The sequence below is a fragment of the Hyphomicrobium sp. 1Nfss2.1 genome, assembly GCF_965243865.1.
Taxonomy (GTDB): Bacteria; Pseudomonadota; Alphaproteobacteria; order Rhizobiales; family Hyphomicrobiaceae; genus Hyphomicrobium_A.
The window spans coordinates 441,543-459,082 of sequence record NZ_OZ251603.1; the positions used below are offsets into that span (position 1 = coordinate 441,543).

16 protein-coding genes are annotated in these 17,540 nt (G+C 63.1%); 8 read left to right on the plus strand and 8 right to left on the minus strand.

Annotation, left to right across the window (positions count from 1 at the left end):
• Nucleotides 1–6: 6 nt before the first annotated feature.
• From ACP15D_RS02215 to carA, 6 genes are all read right to left on the minus strand, one after another.
• Nucleotides 7–255 carry a hypothetical protein gene (locus tag ACP15D_RS02215; protein ID WP_424955938.1) on the minus strand — a complete coding sequence of 83 codons (249 nt, stop codon included), beginning with the start codon at nucleotides 253–255 and terminating at the stop codon, nucleotides 7–9.
• A gap of 205 nt (nucleotides 256–460) precedes the next feature.
• Complete coding sequence (greA, locus tag ACP15D_RS02220; RefSeq protein ID WP_424959158.1) at nucleotides 461–934, minus strand: transcription elongation factor GreA; 474 nt, start codon at nucleotides 932–934, stop codon at nucleotides 461–463.
• 103 nt (nucleotides 935–1,037) lie between these two features.
• Entirely contained in the window at nucleotides 1,038–4,373 is a 3,336-nt protein-coding gene (gene carB / locus ACP15D_RS02225; RefSeq protein WP_424955939.1) for a carbamoyl-phosphate synthase large subunit, read from the minus strand.
• A gap of 126 nt (nucleotides 4,374–4,499) precedes the next feature.
• Nucleotides 4,500–5,207: a hypothetical protein gene (locus ACP15D_RS02230; protein WP_424955940.1), complete on the minus strand. Its 708-nt coding sequence runs from the start codon at nucleotides 5,205–5,207 to the stop codon at nucleotides 4,500–4,502.
• Between the two features lie 40 nt (nucleotides 5,208–5,247).
• On the minus strand, nucleotides 5,248–5,883 hold the full coding sequence (locus ACP15D_RS02235) for a hypothetical protein (RefSeq protein ID WP_424955941.1): 636 nt from the start codon (nucleotides 5,881–5,883) through the stop codon (nucleotides 5,248–5,250).
• A 173-nt stretch (nucleotides 5,884–6,056) separates the two neighbouring features.
• Nucleotides 6,057–7,253 (minus strand): glutamine-hydrolyzing carbamoyl-phosphate synthase small subunit, encoded by a 1,197-nt coding sequence (carA, locus tag ACP15D_RS02240; protein WP_424955942.1) that lies wholly within the window; start codon nucleotides 7,251–7,253, stop codon nucleotides 6,057–6,059.
• 216 nt (nucleotides 7,254–7,469) lie between these two features.
• Here carA and ACP15D_RS02245 point away from each other — a divergent pair, with 216 nt between their 5' ends.
• The 7 genes from ACP15D_RS02245 (at nucleotide 7,470) to ACP15D_RS02275 (ending at nucleotide 15,259) form a co-directional block, all read left to right on the plus strand.
• On the plus strand, nucleotides 7,470–7,919 hold the full coding sequence (locus ACP15D_RS02245; RefSeq protein ID WP_424955943.1) for a GatB/YqeY domain-containing protein: 450 nt from the start codon (nucleotides 7,470–7,472) through the stop codon (nucleotides 7,917–7,919).
• 186 nt (nucleotides 7,920–8,105) lie between these two features.
• A complete protein-coding gene (gene dnaG, locus ACP15D_RS02250) occupies nucleotides 8,106–10,019 on the plus strand; it encodes a DNA primase (RefSeq protein WP_424955944.1) in 1,914 nt (637 codons plus the stop codon).
• A gap of 198 nt (nucleotides 10,020–10,217) precedes the next feature.
• Complete coding sequence (gene rpoD / locus ACP15D_RS02255) at nucleotides 10,218–12,248, plus strand: RNA polymerase sigma factor RpoD (RefSeq protein ID WP_424955945.1); 2,031 nt, start codon at nucleotides 10,218–10,220, stop codon at nucleotides 12,246–12,248.
• Nucleotides 12,249–12,393: 145 nt separating this feature from the next.
• On the plus strand, nucleotides 12,394–12,582 hold the full coding sequence (locus ACP15D_RS02260; protein ID WP_424955946.1) for a hypothetical protein: 189 nt from the start codon (nucleotides 12,394–12,396) through the stop codon (nucleotides 12,580–12,582).
• Nucleotides 12,583–12,778: 196 nt separating this feature from the next.
• Nucleotides 12,779–13,654, plus strand: a complete 876-nt coding sequence (gene bla / locus ACP15D_RS02265) for a class A beta-lactamase (RefSeq protein WP_424955947.1) — start codon at nucleotides 12,779–12,781, stop codon at nucleotides 13,652–13,654.
• A gap of 98 nt (nucleotides 13,655–13,752) precedes the next feature.
• Nucleotides 13,753–14,679, plus strand: a complete 927-nt coding sequence (locus tag ACP15D_RS02270; protein WP_424959159.1) for a DUF817 domain-containing protein — start codon at nucleotides 13,753–13,755, stop codon at nucleotides 14,677–14,679.
• A complete protein-coding gene (locus ACP15D_RS02275) occupies nucleotides 14,672–15,259 on the plus strand; it encodes a nucleoside 2-deoxyribosyltransferase (protein WP_424955948.1) in 588 nt (195 codons plus the stop codon). The genes ACP15D_RS02270 and ACP15D_RS02275 overlap by 8 nt, the downstream gene beginning before the upstream one ends.
• 304 nt (nucleotides 15,260–15,563) lie before the next feature.
• Here ACP15D_RS02275 and ACP15D_RS02280 read toward each other — a convergent pair whose 3' ends face one another.
• Nucleotides 15,564–15,833 carry a DUF2798 domain-containing protein gene (locus ACP15D_RS02280; protein ID WP_424959160.1) on the minus strand — a complete coding sequence of 90 codons (270 nt, stop codon included), beginning with the start codon at nucleotides 15,831–15,833 and terminating at the stop codon, nucleotides 15,564–15,566.
• A 257-nt stretch (nucleotides 15,834–16,090) separates the two neighbouring features.
• Between ACP15D_RS02280 and ACP15D_RS02285 the strand changes: the two genes are divergently transcribed.
• Entirely contained in the window at nucleotides 16,091–16,903 is an 813-nt protein-coding gene (locus ACP15D_RS02285) for a quinoprotein dehydrogenase-associated SoxYZ-like carrier (protein ID WP_424955949.1), read from the plus strand.
• A 15-nt stretch (nucleotides 16,904–16,918) separates the two neighbouring features.
• On the opposite strand, the gene greA (ACP15D_RS02290) is transcribed toward ACP15D_RS02285, so the two are convergent.
• Nucleotides 16,919–17,377 (minus strand): transcription elongation factor GreA, encoded by a 459-nt coding sequence (gene greA, locus ACP15D_RS02290; RefSeq protein WP_424955950.1) that lies wholly within the window; start codon nucleotides 17,375–17,377, stop codon nucleotides 16,919–16,921.
• Nucleotides 17,378–17,540: the final 163 nt, after the last annotated feature.

Here is a 17,540-nt window from a genome sequence, read left to right on the forward strand (position 1 = left end):
GCCAGCTCAGCGGTGGCGGCGACGATGCTTGTGTGTGCGGTGCTTATGTCGCCGGTCGGCGTAATAGTAACGCTGGCCCCGGTAGCCCTGGCGGCAGACCGGGCTGTTCGTTCCACTGAGGCAGCCGTAGCGCTCCAGCAACTCCGCATCCCGTTCGCTCACAGGACCGCCCGCACGCGCATTGGCACGCGCATGCTCCAACTCTCCTGCTTCGACTAGCCCGCCGGCGGCCGCATTGTCTGCCGTCACGGCCAAACCACCCGCTCCCAAGAGAATCAAAGCCAACAGGGAACGCCGCGAAAAGATCGGCTGCATGATCTCGTACTCCTATCGCCCGGCCGAACGCCCGGGCGCGCCGATTCGTTCAACCGGCGACCTTGGAGTTAGATATGCACCCGCACGCGGAAAACCAGCGGCTCCCGCGTGGCCAGTAACTGCATCGCTTGCAGCTCGGAAGCGGTTACTTCCACTCGATCTTCAAGACCTCGTAGGACCGCGGTCCCTTGGGCGTCGTCACCTCGGCGGTGTCACCCTTCGACTTGCCGATCAGTGCGCGGGCAATCGGCGAAGAGATCGAGATCTTGCCGTCCTTCACGCTCGCTTCGAAGTCGCCGACGATCCTGTATTTGACCTTCTCGTCGGTATCCTCGTCGACCAGCGTCACCGTGGCGCCGAACTTGACCGTATCGCCTGACAGCTTCGTCGTATCGATGACGTCGGCGCGGCCCAGCCGATCCTCGAGATCGGCAACGCGCGCCTCGTTGAGGCCCTGCTGTTCCTTGGCAGCGTGATACTCTGCATTCTCGGAGAGATCGCCATGCGAGCGCGCTTCGGCGATGGCCTGAATGATACGGGGGCGTTCCTCCGATTTGAGACGATGCAGCTCCGCTTCAAGCGAGCGAAAGCCCTCGACAGTCATCGGGACCCGTTCCATCGACATTCCTAACATCTCCCTACGGCCTGGCAGACAGGCCAGGACCACCAACACTCGTTGCTGCCAACGTGTGAAATGGGCCGCCCTGAGGCGGCCCGGATGATTAGGATGGGCGCGTCACGAAGCTTTGCAAAGGGGCTACGCTCAATGTGCCCGCTTTTAAGGCCCTAATGGCCCGGGTGACCGCCATCGCACCAGCTATAGTTGTATAATATGGTATATGGTGAAGCAAGGCCGTCCGGCGGATATCCTTGCTGTCGGACAATGCCTTAGCACCTGCCGTCGTATTGAAGACGAGCTGTACGTCGCCGTTCTTCATCGCATCGACGATGTGCGGCCGCCCTTCCAATACCTTGTTGATAGCTTCGCAGGCGATGCCGTTGGCTTCGAGGTGGCGCTTGGTCCCCCCGGTGGCGATGATTTTGAAGCCCATCCCCTCCAGCTCGCGCACCGGGGCCACCACCCGGTCCTTGTCGGTGTCCTTCACGGAAATGAACACCGTACCGCGCATCGGCAGGACCTGCCCCGAGCCGAGCTGGCTCTTGAGGAACGCCATGGCGAAGTCGCTGTCGATGCCCATCACCTCGCCGGTCGAGCGCATCTCCGGGCCGAGGATAGGGTCGACGCCGGGGAAGCGCGCAAACGGGAACACGGCCTCTTTCACGGCGACATGCTTCAGTTGCGGCTGGGTGAGCTTGAAGTCTGCGAGCGGCTTGCCGGCCATCACTTCCGAGGCGATGGCCGCGATCGGTTTGCCGATCACCTTGGCGACGAACGGCACCGTGCGCGACGCGCGCGGATTGACTTCGAGCACGTAGACAACGCCGTCCTTGATCGCAAACTGCACGTTCATCAGGCCGACGACCTTCAGCGCCAGCGCTAGCTCGCGCGCCTGCCGGTCGAGCTCGGCCAGCATCCCCGAGCCAAGCGAATAAGGTGGCAGCGAGCAAGCGCTATCGCCCGAGTGAATACCCGCTTCCTCGATGTGCTCCATGATACCCGCGACGAACGTATCCTTGCCGTCGGCGAGGCAGTCGACGTCGACTTCCACCGCGTCGGTGAGATATCGGTCGATCAGCAGCGGCCGCTTGTCGGAGACGACGAGCTCAGACGGACGATCGAGCGTCGCTGAGAGTCGCGTCACGTAGCGGTCGACCTCCAAGCCATCGTGCACGATTTCCATCGCGCGGCCGCCCAGAACGTACGACGGACGAATGACGACCGGATAGCCGATCTTATCGGCAACCGAGCGCGCCTCGCCTGGCGAGCGCGCAATGCCGCTCTGCGGCTGCTGCAGCCCGAGTTTGTCGATCAGTTCCTTGAAGCGATCGCGATCTTCCGCAAGGTCGATGGCGTCAGGTGAGGTGCCGAGGATGGGCACGCCCGCTTCTTCCAGCGCCGCCGCCAGCTTCAGCGGCGTCTGCCCGCCGAACTGCACGATGACGCCCTTCAGCGTCCCCTTCGACTTCTCCTTCTCGACGATCTCGAGCACGTCCTCGGCAGTCAGCGGCTCGAAATAGAGCCGGTCCGAGGTGTCGTAGTCGGTCGATACCGTCTCGGGGTTGCAGTTGACCATGATCGTTTCGAAGCCCGCCGCCGTCAGCGCAAAGCAGGCATGGCAGCAGCAGTAGTCGAACTCGATGCCCTGGCCGATGCGGTTCGGACCGCCGCCGAGGATGATCACTTTCTGCTTGTCGGACGGATAAGCTTCGTCCGCGGGCTCTCCCGTAAGCCCCGTCTCGTACGTCGAATACATGTAGGCCGTCGGTGCGGCGAACTCGGCCGCACACGTGTCGATGCGCTTGAAAACCGGGTGCACGCCCAGCGCCACGCGGTGTGCACGCACGTCCTTCTCGGGAAGACCCGCCAGCTTGGCGAGGCGTGCATCCGAGAAGCCCATCGCCTTCAGGCGGCGCAGCTGCGAAACGGTCTTCGGCAGCCCATGTGCCTTTACGCGCGCTTCCTCATCGACGATCGCCTTGATCTGACTGAGGAACCACGGATCGATGCGGCAAGAGTTGTGGACCTGATCCACATCGAAGCCGAGCCGCAGCGCCTGCGCCACCTTTAGGATGCGGTCGGGCGTCGGCTTTGAAACAGCCGCGCGAATGACGTTCTTGTCGTCGCCCTGGCCAAGCCCTTCCAGCTCGATGTCATCGAAGCCGGAAAGCCCTGTCTCCATCGAGCGCAGCGCCTTCTGTACGCTTTCCGCAAATGTGCGCCCAATCGCCATCACCTCGCCGACCGACTTCATGGCAGTCGTCAGCGTCGTATCGGAACCAGCGAATTTCTCGAACGCGAAGCGCGGGATCTTGGTGACGACATAATCGATCGTCGGCTCGAACGAGGCGGGTGTCGCCCCTTCGGTGATGTCGTTGGCGAGCTCGTCTAGCGTGTAGCCCACCGCCAGCTTCGCCGCCACTTTGGCGATTGGGAAGCCGGTTGCCTTCGACGCCAGCGCCGACGAGCGCGACACGCGCGGGTTCATCTCGATGACGACAAGGCGTCCGTCCGCGGGGTTGACGGCGAACTGCACGTTCGAGCCGCCCGTCTCCACGCCGATCTCCCGCAACACCGCGATCGAGGCATTGCGCATGATCTGGTATTCTTTGTCGGTCAGCGTCAGCGCTGGGGCCACGGTGATGGAATCCCCCGTGTGCACGCCCATCGGATCGATGTTCTCGATCGAGCAGATGATGATGCAGTTGTCCGCCTTGTCGCGGACCACCTCCATCTCATACTCCTTCCAGCCGAGCAGGCTTTCGTCGATCAGGATCTGTCCGACCGGGGAGGCATCGAGGCCCGACCGCACGATCGTCTCGAACTCCTCACGGTTGTAGGCAACACCGCCGCCTGTGCCACCGAGCGTAAACGCCGGGCGGATGATCGCCGGCAGGCCGATCGAGTCGACCACCCGCATCGCCTCGGCAAAGCCAGTCGCTATGTCGTAGCCGACAATGTGCCCCTCGGCGTCCTTGATCGCCGGAGACGACGCGATCGCAGCGCGCGGGCTCTCCAGCCCGATCCGGTCCATCGCCTCGCGGAACAGCTTGCGGTCCTCGGCCTTGTCGATGGCCTCCGCGCGCGCGCCGATCATCTCGACGCCGAACTTGGCGAGCACGCCCATCCGCTCCAGCGACAGCGCCGTATTCAGCGCCGTCTGACCGCCCATCGTCGGCAGCAGCGCGTCCGGGCGCTCCTTCTCGATGATCTTGGCGACGACCTCTGGCGTGATCGGCTCGATATACGTCGCGTCCGCCAGCTCCGGATCTGTCATGATCGTCGCTGGATTGGAGTTGACGAGGATGATCCGGTAACCCTCCTCCTTCAACGCCTTGCACGCCTGCGTGCCGGAATAGTCGAACTCGCAGGCCTGGCCGATGACGATCGGTCCCGCCCCGATGATGAGGATGGACTTGATATCCGTGCGTTTGGGCATGAGGCGGCCTTTTAAGTCATGGTCGGCGGCTTTGGCTATAGCCCAATTCACGCGAGCGCAACTGTGCATGCACCGGCGCGGCACCAGTGCATGCAGGAAGCGCGATCAGGCAGAGATGCGCGAGGCTTATTTCTTCTCGTCTGGCTTGGCGTCCGCCGGCTTGTCGACCGGGGCCCCGGGGAAGTTCGGAGGGTCGACCTTGATATCGATAGGGTAGCTGTAGATGGCCTCGAAGATCGGCTTCTCCAAGCGGTCGGCGCGGCCGAAGATGCTGCGAGCCGGCAGACCGGTCGTCGGATCGACGAAGATCACGCGCACCGGACGATCTGGCAGCTTGGGCTTTTCTGTCGCGCCCGGGCTCAGGTTCTGCGGGCCGGGCTCGGTGTTCTCGCCGCGGTAGGCGAGATAGTTCTGACCATCCACCGGCTGCTTTCCTAGGCAATCGAACTCGCCGAGCGAGCCATCCTGTTTCTCGCCCAGCGTCTCCTGCATCTGCGCCGCCATGGCATCGGCGACCTGCGGATGCAGCGGATGCCACTGCTCGCCTTCCATTCGGCTCCAGCCATCCCGCCCAATGACTACGGTCTCCACCGGCTTCGGCTCCAGCGTCGAGGTGATCACCTGGCGCATCCGGTTGGGGAACACATAGTCGACCGTCATGTTCACCAGACCTTGCTCCGACAGCATCTTGGTGGTCATGCGGAATCCGCTGGTCTTGCGCTGGCGTTCCAGAGCCGCCGCCACCTCGTCCTTGCAGTCTGCATGAGCGACGCTGCCAGCGGCGATCAGCACGGTTACGGCCGTCAGCAAGCGGCACATCATCTGCTTCTTCATCGTTCGTTTCCTCAAACAGCTACGCGCGCGATTTTTGCGCTTATCTCATTTTCACCAGCGGGGCATTCGGATGGTCTTCGATCTCGAGGTGCTCGGGATAGTCGTAGACGCCCTTGAACACCACCTCGGTCGATGGCGCCTCGGCCGAGACGATATTCACCATCGGCAGCCCGGTTTTCGGATCGACGTAGACCGTGCGGTGGAGCGTCGGAGCGCCGGCTCCCGCGCCGGAGTCCGAGCGCTTCTCGACGCTCCGATAGGCGAGATAATCCTTGCCGTCGAGTTGTACCGGGCCGAGGCAGTCGAAATCACCCACCTCCTTGGGTGGATCCACCACTGCCGCCCGTACCTGCGCGATTATCGTCTGGGCAACGGCCGGCATAAGCTCCTCCCACGCCCCGCCCTGCCGGCTGTAGGCGCGCGCCCCATAAAGGACGGTTTCGAGCGGTTCCTGGCTCGGCGCGATGATCGTCTGGCGCATGCGGTCAGGCGGCTGGTATTCGACGTTGATCTTTACCTGTCCGGCCGGGCTCTTCATCTCCGAGGCCATGGTGAACGCCCGCGACGAACGCTGTTTGTTGAAGGCATCGGCCACCGCGCCGCGGCATTTGTCATCGGCCATCGCCGAGGCGGTAAGCAAGGCCGTGATTGCGCAAAAAATGGCGCACCGCTGCATGAATTCCTCCCTGGTCCGCCGTTGGGCTTATTGCCGTCGGCGCCGCTTGATTACTGTGCCTCGGGAACTTTTTCCACGCAGGAGACACAATATTCCCGAAGAGGGTACACTATAACGTCGCCGGAACGGCCCGCGAGAGCCGTCAGCATTAATGTTTTGTAGGGTACCCCGGCTCAACCGATCTTGCGGCGGCGCATCAATTCGACGAAGCGGTCGAACAGGTAGTGGCTGTCCTGCGGGCCTGGGGAGGCCTCTGGATGGTACTGGACCGAAAAAATCGGCTTGTCCTTCACCTGCAAACCGCAGTTGGTCCCGTCGAACAGCGACACGTGCGTCTCCTCGACGTCGGCAGGCAATGTCGACCGGTCCACGGTAAACCCATGGTTCATCGACGTGATCTCCACCTTCTGCGTGGAGAAGTCCTTCACCGGATGATTCGCGCCGTGGTGGCCCTGAGCCATCTTGTGCGTCTTCGCACCTAGCGCCAGCGCCAGCATCTGGTGTCCGAGGCAAATGCCGAACACCGGCAGGCCCGACGATACGATCTTCTGGATTTCGGGAACCGCGTACTTGCCGGTCGCTGCCGGATCGCCCGGGCCATTCGACAGGAACACGCCGTCCGGCTTGCGCTCCAGGATGTCCTCGGCGCTGGTCGTTGCCGGGACGACCGTTACCTTGCAGCCAGCACTCGCCAGGCAGCGCAGGATGTTGCGCTTGAGGCCATAGTCTACGGCAACAACATGGAACGGCGCATCTTCGATACGTCCATACCCGGTGCCCCACACCCAGCGCGTCTCGTCCCAGGAGTAGCTTTGGCCGCTCGTGACATCCGGCACGAGGTCCATGCCATCGAGGCCCGGCCACGCTGCCGCTTCCGCCTTCAGCTTCTCGATATCGAAGTTGCCCGATGGCTCATGCGCTATGACGCCGTTCGGCATCCCCTTCTCGCGGATGAGTACCGTCAGCGCTCGCGTATCGATGCCGGCGATGGCGATGATCCCGCGCGCCTTCAGCCAGCGATCGAGGTGCTCTGCCGAGCGGTAGTTCGAAGGGTTGGTGATATCAGCCCGCAGCACAGCCCCCCGCACTCCCGAGCGCGCCGCGAGGTTCGACGTCTCGGTGTCGTCGTTGTTGGCGCCGACGTTGCCGATGTGCGGGAACGTGAAGGTGATGATCTGGCCTGCGTACGAGGGATCCGTCAGGATCTCCTGGTACCCCGTCATCGCCGTGTTGAAACAAACCTCGCCGACGGCCGAGCCTGTGGCTCCAAGCCCCGTTCCGGAGATCACGGTGCCATCAGCCAGCACGAGGCGAGCCGTCAGGGGCGCATCGGCCCAGGGCAGTGGCGTATCTGATTGCGGGGTCGTCAATGGCGGCTCCGGCAGTCGCGTCTGATGCGGCACAACGGGCGCTGCCGTGCACCGGCCACACGCTGGGCGAAAGGGCGGAATGCGGCCGGAACCTATGGTAAGGGCAACGCCCGGTCAACAGCGTGGCCTTGCGACCTGACGCTCAGCCAACAGGACGATCGCTTGCGCCTGGCGGGCGACGTGCCTAAACACGCCGACGAGCAATGGAGGCTTAAGATGCGCGACAAGATCAACGACGACCTGAAGACGGCGATGAAGGCCGGCGAGAAGGATCGCGTCGGCACGCTCCGCCTCATCAATGCGGCGATCAAGGCAGCCGACATCGAGGCCCGCCCCTCCGGCAAGGACAAGATCTCCGACACCGACATCCTGTCGGTGCTCGCCAAGATGGTGAAGCAGCGGCGCGATTCCATCGAGCAGTACACGGCCGGTGGCCGCCAGGACCTCGTCGACAAGGAGCAGGCCGAGATCAACGTCATCGAGGCCTACCTGCCCAAGCAGATGAGCGAAGACGAGGCCAAGACGGCCATCGCCGCCATTATCAAGGAAGTTGGCGCCGCTGGCCCCAAGGACATGGGCAAGGTCATGGCCGCGCTCAAAGCCAAATACGCGGGTCAGATGGACTTTGGCAAAGCCTCAGCCCTCACCAAAGACCTATTGAAGTAGCACCGGCCGGTCACGAGCGGCTGTTCGGGCGCGTCCCGGCCGGCACTTGGCGTAATCGGTGCCTGTGCACATCGGTGACAGCACACTTGTGCCACGTGGGGACGCGAGCGAATCAGGCGATACGTTCGCCTACAGAGCGCGCGCCGCGTTCTTTCTTGCTCGTCCGACACTTGGCAATGGGCCCAAATGCGCTATCCGCCAAACTTTCTGGAAGAGATCCGCGCGCGCATCAGCGTCAGCGCGGTCGTCGGCCGCAAAGTGGCGCTGAAGCGCGCTGGGCGTGAATACAAGGGCCTCTCCCCCTTCAAAATGGAGAAGACCCCCTCTTTCACGGTCAACGACCAGAAGGGCTTCTACCACTGCTTCGCCTCTGGCGAGCACGGCGACATCTTTACCTTCCTGATGAAGACCGAGGGGCTCTCATTCCCCGAGGCCATCGAGCGCCTCGCCGCCGAAGCCGGCGTGCCGATGCCCAAGGTGTCGGCACACGATGAAGCACGCGAAGACGAGCGCGAGCGCCTCTACCGGATCATCGAGATATCTCAGGCCTTCTTTGAGGAAGCGCTGAAATCGGGCGCTGGCACTGAAGCCCGGCGCTACCTGGAAAAACGCGGCCTCAAGCGCGAGACCATCGCCGCCTTCAAAATCGGCTATGCACCCAACGACAAGTCGGCGCTGCGCCAGCACCTGGCGGCCGCCGGCTTCAAGGTCGAGGAAATGATCGCCTCGGGCATGCTCATCGGCGGCGAGGACATCCCCGTCGCCTACGACCGCTTCCGCCATCGCGTCATGTTTCCCATCACCGACCTGCGCGGACGGGCGATTGCGTTTGGCGGTCGCGCGCTCGCTCCCGACGCGCCGGCCAAATACCTCAACTCGCCGGAAACACCCCTCTTCCATAAGGGCCACATTCTCTTCAACGCTCAGCGCGCTCGCGGTCCCGCCCACGACAAATCCCGCATCGTCGTCGTCGAGGGCTATATGGACGTCATCTCGCTGAGCGAAGCGGGCTTCCCAGAGGCGGTTGCCCCGCTCGGCACGGCCCTCACCGAAGATCAGGTGAAGCTGCTCTGGCGCATGGTCGACGAGCCGATCCTCTGCTTCGACGGCGACGCGGCTGGCCGCAAGGCCGCCTTCCGTGCCGTCGAAACTGTCCTGCCGCTGCTGACGCCCGGCCACAGCGTGCGCTTTTCGTTCCTGCCCGGCGGGCTCGACCCAGACGACCTCGTGCGCCAGAGCGGACCGCAAGCTTTCGCCGATGAACTTGCGAAAACGCGCGCGCTCTTCGACGTGCTGTGGGAGCGCGAGACGCAAGGGCAGGATCTCTCCACCCCCGAGCAACGCGCAGCGTTCGAGAGCCGGCTCGCGGGCATGGTCGCCAAGATTGGCGATGGGGGGGTCCGCGCCCAGTATGAGCGCGAGCTACGCGAGACGCTCTACGCCCTCAACCGTACCGTGGTGCGCGAGATCGCGCGCGGCCAGGGACCGCGCAAGTCCGCAAACGGTCCTGCCCCGCGCCGAAACAATACCACCCCCGATTGGCGCTTACGCGAGCGTGCCCGGCTCGGCTCCGCGACGTTTCCCATCGTCGCACCACGCCGCGCCGCCGCCAGCCCCGAGTTGGCCTCGCGCGCCGAACTGGCCCCGCCACGCGAAGCCTTACTACTGAAAACGCTGCTCAATCACCCCTGGCTTATCGACGAGCATGCCGAAGAGATTGCCGCCGCCACCCTCGCTTCCCAGCCCATGGCACGGCTGCGAGATATGATCCTGGCGAGCCAAGCTGTGGAGAATGAGCTTGACAGAGCACGCCTACGCTCCCAATTGAGCGATGCGGGCCTCGGCAAGGTCGTAGACCTTGTGGAGCGTTCCGTTACGCATAGAAGCGATCGTTTCGCAGAGCCTGATGCCCCGCGGGCCGAGGTGGAAGCTGGCTGGCGCCACGCCCTCGCGCTGCATGAGAGGCAGGTCGGCTTGCAGAAGTCGCTCGAAGCAGCTGTCCAGGCTTATCACCGGGACGGCTCCGAGGACGCGCTTGCGCGCATCTGCGAGATCCAGGGCCTGCTTGCAAGGGCAAGCGAACCCATCTCAGCAGATTAACCAGTTGTTCTGGCGTGCTCTTTGCGTGCGAGGGGTGAGACGAGCGCTATGTGTCCCGCGCGTGCGGCGCGGGTAGTGCAGGGATCAAAGGGGTGGACACCTTCGGCATGCGCACGCCCTGGTGTTTCACCGGAACTGAAAGCCATTGCGACGAAACGTCGCACGCCGTCAGGCGCTGACAAAGCGGGATGCGAGCCCTTGAAAGCACAGGCCGTTAAGACGAAAGCCTCCACCGGACGCACTAAGGTCGCGCCGGTAGCGAAGAACGAGGACCAGGACAAGCAGGGTGACGCTCCCGAGCGCGACAGCCCGCTCCTCGATCTCTCCGATCAGGCCGTCAAGAAACTGCTGAAGACCGCGAAGGCCCGCGGTTATGTCACGTATGACGAGCTGAACTCCGTCCTCCCCTCCGAAGAAGTGTCCTCCGAGCAGATCGAGGACACGATGGCGATGCTGTCCGATATGGGCATCAACGTTGTCGATACTGAGGAAGGCGAGGAAGCCCAGGAAGCTGCCGGCGCCGACGATACCGACGAAGAAGAAGGCGGTGGCCGCGCCCTCGCCCCGCAATCCGCGCTCACCACCACCAGCACTCGTTCCGAGCCGACCGAGCGCACCGATGATCCCGTGCGCATGTACCTGCGCGAGATGGGCTCCGTTGAGCTTCTGTCGCGCGAGGGCGAAATCGCCATCGCCAAGCGCATCGAGGCCGGCCGCGAGGCGATGATTGCCGGACTGTGCGAAAGCCCGCTGACCTTCCAGGCCATCATCATCTGGCGCGACGAGCTGAACGAAGGCAAGATTCTGCTCCGCGACATCATCGATCTCGAAGCGACCTACGAAGGCCCCGAGGCTAAGCAGCCGCCTCCTGCCCTGGGCGAAGGCGAAGAAGCCGAAGCCGAGGAAGGCTCATCCGAGACGCCAGCCGAAGGCGAGATGGATGACGAGGACGACTACGAAAATGCGCTCTCGCTCGCAGCCATGGAAGCCGAGCTGAAGCCGAAGGTCCTAGAGACGTTCGACCGCATCGCCTCCACCTACAAGAAGCTGCGCAAGCAGCAGGACAAGAAGCTCGAGCAGCAGGTTGCCGGCGAGCAGGGCTCCAAGAAGGAGCAGAAGGCCTACGACAAGCACCGCGAGGAAATCATCGCGGACGTGAAGAGCCTCTCGCTCAACAACAACCGTATCGAAAGCCTCGTCGAGCAGCTCTACGGCATCAACAAGAAGCTCGTCGGTCTCGAAGGCCAGCTCATGCGCCTTGCAGAGTCGTGCGGCGTGCCGCGCCAGGCATTCATCGACGAGTACTTCGGCAACGAGCTCGATCAGACCTGGCTCGATCGCGTCAGCGGTCTTGGTCGCAAGTGGCAGACGTTTGTCAAGAACGAGAAGGCCCGCATCGAGAAGCAGCGCGGTGACATCCACACCCTCGCCTCCGAAACCGGCCTCGAAATCACCGAGTTCCGCCGCATCGTCAAGGCGGTGCAGAAGGGCGAGCGCGAAGCCCGCCAGGCAAAGAAGGAAATGGTCGAAGCGAACCTCCGCCTCGTCATCTCCATCGCCAAGAAATACACCAACCGCGGCCTGCAGTTCCTCGACCTGATCCAGGAAGGCAACATCGGCCTGATGAAGGCGGTCGATAAGTTCGAATACCGCCGCGGCTACAAGTTCTCGACCTATGCTACCTGGTGGATCCGTCAGGCCATCACCCGCTCGATCGCCGATCAGGCGCGCACCATCCGCATTCCCGTGCACATGATCGAGACGATCAACAAGATCGTGCGCACTTCGCGCCAGATGCTGCACGAGATCGGCCGCGAGCCGACCCCGGAAGAGCTGGCCGAAAAGCTGGCCATGCCGCTGGAGAAGGTGCGCAAGGTTCTGAAGATCGCCAAGGAGCCGATCTCGCTCGAAACGCCGATCGGCGACGAGGAAGATTCACACCTGGGCGATTTCATCGAGGACCGCAACGCGGTGCTCCCGATCGACGCCGCCATCCAGTCGAACCTGCGCGAGACCACCACCCGCGTCCTGGCCTCGCTCACCCCGCGCGAAGAGCGCGTGTTGCGTATGCGCTTCGGCATCGGCATGAACACCGACCACACGCTGGAAGAAGTCGGCCAGCAGTTCTCGGTCACGCGCGAACGCATCCGTCAGATCGAGGCCAAGGCGCTGCGCAAGCTCAAGCACCCGAGCCGCTCGCGCAAGCTGCGCTCCTTCCTCGACAACTGAGACTGATCGACATCAGCCGAATATCGGGCCCCCGCGGAAGAATATCCTCCGGGGGCCTTCAATTTTATCGGCTTTGTCCACGCGGCAGTAGAACGATTGCGCCATGCTTCCCGCTGAGCTGAGCTGAGCTGCGGAGGAAGCGAACATGACTGCCAGAACCTTTTCATACATCGCCGGAGCCGTCTTCTTGGCTATCGCACTCGTTCAGCTCACCCGCGCTGTCGGCGGCTGGAATGTCGAAGTTGCATCGACGGCTATCCCGGTGTGGGTAAGCTGGGTCACCGGCATTATCGCCACGACACTCGGCTGGCTCGGTCTCACCGCTCGCAACTAATTATCCGCGCTTCATCGCGCCGAAAGCGCTCGTTGTTGCGGGCCTCGGGCGGCAACCCCGGAAGAAACGGCAAGCAGCGCGGCCAATAGTTTCCTGGTGCCGGGCACCGATCTCCCATAACTGAACTTCGACCAATGCCGCCAACGCGGTAAGCGGCGCACCTGCCGCTGCACAAAGAAACGTTCGGGAGACAGATATGCCAGCGATCAGTCGCCGCGAGGTCCTCGGGGCCGCCCTTGCCATTGCCGCCGCCCAGGTAACGACGTCCCCAGCGAACGCGGCACCATCCGACATCGACGCCAAGCTCGCCGAGATCGAAGCTGGCATCAAGGGCAAGCTGGGCGTCGCCATTATCGACACAAAAACCGGCGAGTTGTACGCCCGCAACCCGTTTGAGCGCTTCCCACTCTGCAGCACCTTCAAACTCCTTGCCGCAGCCCTGGTGCTCGTGCGCGTCGATAACGGCGAGGAAAAACTCGACCGCCGCATCGTCATCGAGAAGGGCGACATCGTCCCCTACTCGCCCGTTACCGAGCAGCATATCGGCGGCGAAGGCATGACCATAGCCGAGCTATGCGAAGCCGCCATCACCCGCAGCGACAACACCGCCGCCAACGTGCTTCTCAAGACCTTCGGCGGACCCGAAGCCCTCACCAACTGGCTGCGCACTCTCGGCGATCAGGCGACGCGCCTCGACCGCGCCGAACCCGCGCTCAACGACGTATCGGAGGGCGATTTCCGCGACGGCACCACGCCGCGCGCCATGGCCTATACCGTGCAGCGCATCCTGCTCGGCAATGTCTTGTCCAAGTCCAACGAGAAGCAGCTGCTCGACTGGCTCGTCGCCAACAAGACCGGCGACGCACGCCTCCGCGCAGGCCTGCCGTCTGACTGGCGCGTCGGCGACAAAACGGGCACCTGTAAAGGGACCACCAGCGACGTCGCCATCGTCTGGCCGCCGAACCATCCCCCGCTCATCATTGCCGCCTACCTGACGGCCCCCGGCGCTTCACCCGAAGCCCGCGAGAAAGCGCTCGCTTCCGTCGCCCGCACCGTCACCGAACTCGTCTAGCGGAGGCCGGAAGCGTGGCCGAAATTTAGGCGCACTGCGCCTCCAAACTCGGTCGGTCTGCATCCTCCCCAGCGAGTTCCAGCGTGCGCGACGACAAGATGACGAGCCGCAGCGGCGCCGCCGCATGGCCGGTGCTCCGCCAGTTCATCGAGGCCGAAGCGCACGTTGCTACGCGCATGAGCAGTCGCCCGGCGACGGCGGCGCTCTACGAGTTCCTTCGCTTCGGCATGAAGCAAGCCTGGGCCTGCCTGTTCGGCGGCCTGATGGTCTCGTTGCTGATTGCGACTTACCTGTTCTATCCGGGCCACGCGGCGCTGGCCCGCTATGATTTTCTCTTCCTCGCCGCGCTCTCGCTACAAGCCATGCTGCTCATCTTCCGCTTGGAGACGATGGAAGAGGCCAAGGTCATCGCCGCCTATCACGTGGTCGGCACAATCATGGAAATCTTCAAGACCTCGGTGGGCTCCTGGATCTACCCGGAAGAATGCTTCTTTCGCATCGCCGGCGTCCCGCTCTTTTCCGGCTTCATGTACTCGTGCATCGGCAGCTACATCTGCCGCGCCTGGACGCTGTTCCACTTCGAGTTTAGAGCCCATCCTTCGACTGGCTGGCTCGTCGCACTCAGCGTCGCGATCTACGCCAACTTCTTCACCCACCACTACATGCCGGATATGCGCTGGGCACTGTTTCTTGCCGCGGCTGTCCTCTTCGCGCGCACCCGCATCTATTTCGTCAATTGGCGCGAGTATCGCTGGATGCCCCTCCTGCTCGGATTGGGGCTCGTCACCTCCTTCATCTGGCTGGCAGAAAATGTCGGAACCTTCACCAAGACCTGGCTCTATCCGACCCAGCGCGCCACCTGGTCGATGGTCAGTGCCGGAAAGTTCGGTTCCTGGTTCCTGTTGCTGATCATCAGCTATACGCTTGTCGCTCTGATCAAGAAGCCGGCCGAGCGCATCGTCGCTGCACCGGACTCCGATCAGGACGCAGATCGGATCAAGGCACTCCAAACCGCAAATGCCTGATACGCCACGCATCTACCTCGCTGGGCCGGAGGTGTTCTTCCCCGACGCTGTTCAGCAGGGCGAAGCGAAAAAGCGCGTATGCGCCGAGCATGGCTTCGAAGGCGTCTACCCCCTCGACAACGCGATCGAGGGCGCGGCGCATTTGCAGCCGCAGGAACTCGCCCGCCGCATCAGTCACGGCAATGAACGACTGATGCGCTCGTGCGAGCTCGTGATCGCCAACTGCACGCCGTTCCGCTCAATCTCCATCGACGCAGGCACGGCGTTCGAGATCGGCTTCATGCAGGCGCTGGGCAAGCCCGTGCTCGGCTACTCCAACACCACCGCAGACTACGCCGCCCGCGTGCGCGCGACAGCCGAGGCGGTGGGGCACGTATGGGACGCGGAAAGCAACGCCGCCGACATCGAGGATTTCGGGCTAGCCGAAAACCTCATGATCGCCGTTGCCATTCTCGACGCCGGTGGCGAGTTCGTGACCCAAGAGGTGTCTTCCAGCTGCACCCTGTCGGATCTCACCGGCTTCCGCCGCTGCCTCGACATCGCCGGCCGGATATTTGGTACAGCCTATCAGAAACGATAGTGACACAACTTTGGATTGTATTCCACAGGTAAACCTATATCGTGGTTGTATATTTCAACAACGAAGTTTCCCGCCGTGCTTATTCGCTTTCGATCGTTTGCATGGAACATCCGCACCCTTGGTCCCAAGGACTGGCTGCGATGCTTTGTAATCAACGTCGGCCTCACGGTGCGCGAGCGGCTCAGTTGGCTGAGCCCCCGAAGCGGTTCTCCATCGGCCGCAACGAAGCCTGAAACGACCTGACGAATATCCCCATATCGGGACGGAGGCGACCCAAAAGGCCGCCTCCAGCCGCATGCCGCAATCAGCGGTTCGCCAAAGGCGGCTCGACGATCAGTCCGACGATGCGCCGAACGACCGGCAGCACGACCAGCAAGGTCGGAAAGGCCACTAGCCATGACAATCCCCAGGCGACTGGCCAAGTCGAAAGGAACATCGGACCGAACCCGAGGCTCTTCCAGGTCGAAATAGCCGAGACGACGAACGTCATCAGCAGCGACAGCACCAACGGCATGATGATCGAGACGTACTGCGCGGGCAGACGCCTGCGCTGAGAGCGTTGAACGATCGACATATTTTCATGACTTTCAGTACGGCTCGGTGCGTGGTGGGCAATGTCAAATCGCATCCCTCCAGCATCGGAGCCGGGTTGGATGCGTTGCCTCACGTGAACGCTTACGGCCGTTGGCAGCGTGAAGCTGCCCATCATCGGCAGCAGTTCAATACCAGGAGCAATCGCCGGCGCCAAGACCGACTATCAACGTCGCCATTGTGGGAACGAATGGCAATGGGCATACTCGTTTGGCCAAATAAGAACGAGAGAATCGCCAGATGCGCCGCGCCCGATTGCTGCTCGCCTGCACTGCTGCCGTGAGCTTGGTCCTCGGCTTCGCGCTCCCCGCAAATGCCGGCAACGCCTGGGACGAGATCCGCGGCAGCCTCTTCGCCGAGCGTACCATCACCCCTGCGGGTGATCTTGTGCACCTCGAAGCCCCCTTCCGTCCGCTGGATCAGCGCGCGACCCCGATCGACGTGGAGGCGAAATTCGCCGATGGCCGCAGCATCCGCGCTGTCACGCTGATCGTCGACGAGAACCCATCGCCAGTCGCCGCGCGCTTCGAGTTCGGCGGCACCCGCGAGCACGTGCATCTGTCGACCAAGCTACGCCTCAACGCCGCCACCGACGTGCGCGCCATCGTCGAGGCCTCCGACGGTCAGCTCTATATGGCTCAGCGCTTCGTGCGCTTCGCCGGAGGCCAGGCGGCATGCTCTGCGCCACCCTCCGGCAGCCCCGAGCAGATCGCGGCGACGATGGGGAATATGACACTCGAACCGCTGTCCAAGCAGGGCGCCGCCACGCAAATCGAACCGCGCGCGCGCCTCAAGATCATGCACCCCAACCACACCGGCATGGTGCTCGATCAGCTCACGCTGCTGTATGTGCCGCTGCGCATCCTCACCGATGTCGAAGTGCGTCAGGGCGATGAGCGCGTGTTTTCCATGCAAGGTTCGATGACTTTGGCCCAGGACCCCGTCATCGACTTCGACTATCGCACCAACGGCGCGACGGCCCTGCGTATCGACGCGCGCGATAGCGACGGCGCCGGCTGGAGCCAGGTGTTTCCTATCGGCCAAGGCAGCTAGCCTTCGCGCGGCCGACTAGTTGATCTCGACGATTTCGGCTTCCGCACCCGCGACCTTGACGATGTCACCGACGGATTTTCCGGCGAGCTGGCGTGCAAGCGGCGAGACATATGAGATCGAGCCCTTCGCCGGATCGGCCTCGTCTTCGCCCACGATGCGATACGTCTGCCGGCGACCGTCATCGCGCGCGATCGTCACAGTCGAGCCGAACTGCACCTGATCGTTGTCTGCGGGGAGCGGCACCAGCTCCGCACTTGCCAGTCGCGAACTCCAGTAGCGCAAGTCGCGCGCGGTCGCCGCCATGGCCTCGCGATCGCCTTCGGCCTGAGCCGCAGCGTGCTCAGCGTCGAATTTCTGCACCTCGCCCTCGATCTGCGCCAAGCCCTCCTTGGTCACAAGGTTGGGATGCTCGGAGATCAAGCGGTCAGGCAGCTCGTCGACGCTATCCTGCTCCTTGACGAACGCGCGGCTCATATCAGTCTCTCAGCTCTCGACTTCTGGCAGCCGGCCAAAGCACCGGCACGAACCAGACAGTATAGCCGCGAGAACAACAGGCGCATAATGGCGATGCGCACATTGTTGCCATCCTGGAAAGGGCTTAGATTCCGCCCGATCTGACAGGAGGACGGGCCATCGA

Coding starts and splice junctions, on each gene's coding strand:
- greA (WP_424959158.1), bottom strand. CDS start 934: ATGGAACGGGTCCCGATGACTGTCGAGGGCTTTCGCTCGCTTGAAGCG.
- carB (WP_424955939.1), bottom strand. CDS start 4,373: ATGCCCAAACGCACGGATATCAAGTCCATCCTCATCATCGGGGCGGGA.
- ACP15D_RS02230 (WP_424955940.1), bottom strand. CDS start 5,207: ATGAAGAAGCAGATGATGTGCCGCTTGCTGACGGCCGTAACCGTGCTG.
- ACP15D_RS02235 (WP_424955941.1), bottom strand. CDS start 5,883: ATGCAGCGGTGCGCCATTTTTTGCGCAATCACGGCCTTGCTTACCGCC.
- ACP15D_RS02245 (WP_424955943.1), top strand. CDS start 7,470: ATGCGCGACAAGATCAACGACGACCTGAAGACGGCGATGAAGGCCGGC.
- dnaG (WP_424955944.1), top strand. CDS start 8,106: ATGCGCTATCCGCCAAACTTTCTGGAAGAGATCCGCGCGCGCATCAGC.
- ACP15D_RS02260 (WP_424955946.1), top strand. CDS start 12,394: ATGACTGCCAGAACCTTTTCATACATCGCCGGAGCCGTCTTCTTGGCT.
- bla (WP_424955947.1), top strand. CDS start 12,779: ATGCCAGCGATCAGTCGCCGCGAGGTCCTCGGGGCCGCCCTTGCCATT.
- ACP15D_RS02270 (WP_424959159.1), top strand. CDS start 13,753: ATGACGAGCCGCAGCGGCGCCGCCGCATGGCCGGTGCTCCGCCAGTTC.
- ACP15D_RS02275 (WP_424955948.1), top strand. CDS start 14,672: ATGCCTGATACGCCACGCATCTACCTCGCTGGGCCGGAGGTGTTCTTC.
- ACP15D_RS02280 (WP_424959160.1), bottom strand. CDS start 15,833: ATGTCGATCGTTCAACGCTCTCAGCGCAGGCGTCTGCCCGCGCAGTAC.
- ACP15D_RS02285 (WP_424955949.1), top strand. CDS start 16,091: ATGCGCCGCGCCCGATTGCTGCTCGCCTGCACTGCTGCCGTGAGCTTG.
- greA (WP_424955950.1), bottom strand. CDS start 17,377: ATGAGCCGCGCGTTCGTCAAGGAGCAGGATAGCGTCGACGAGCTGCCT.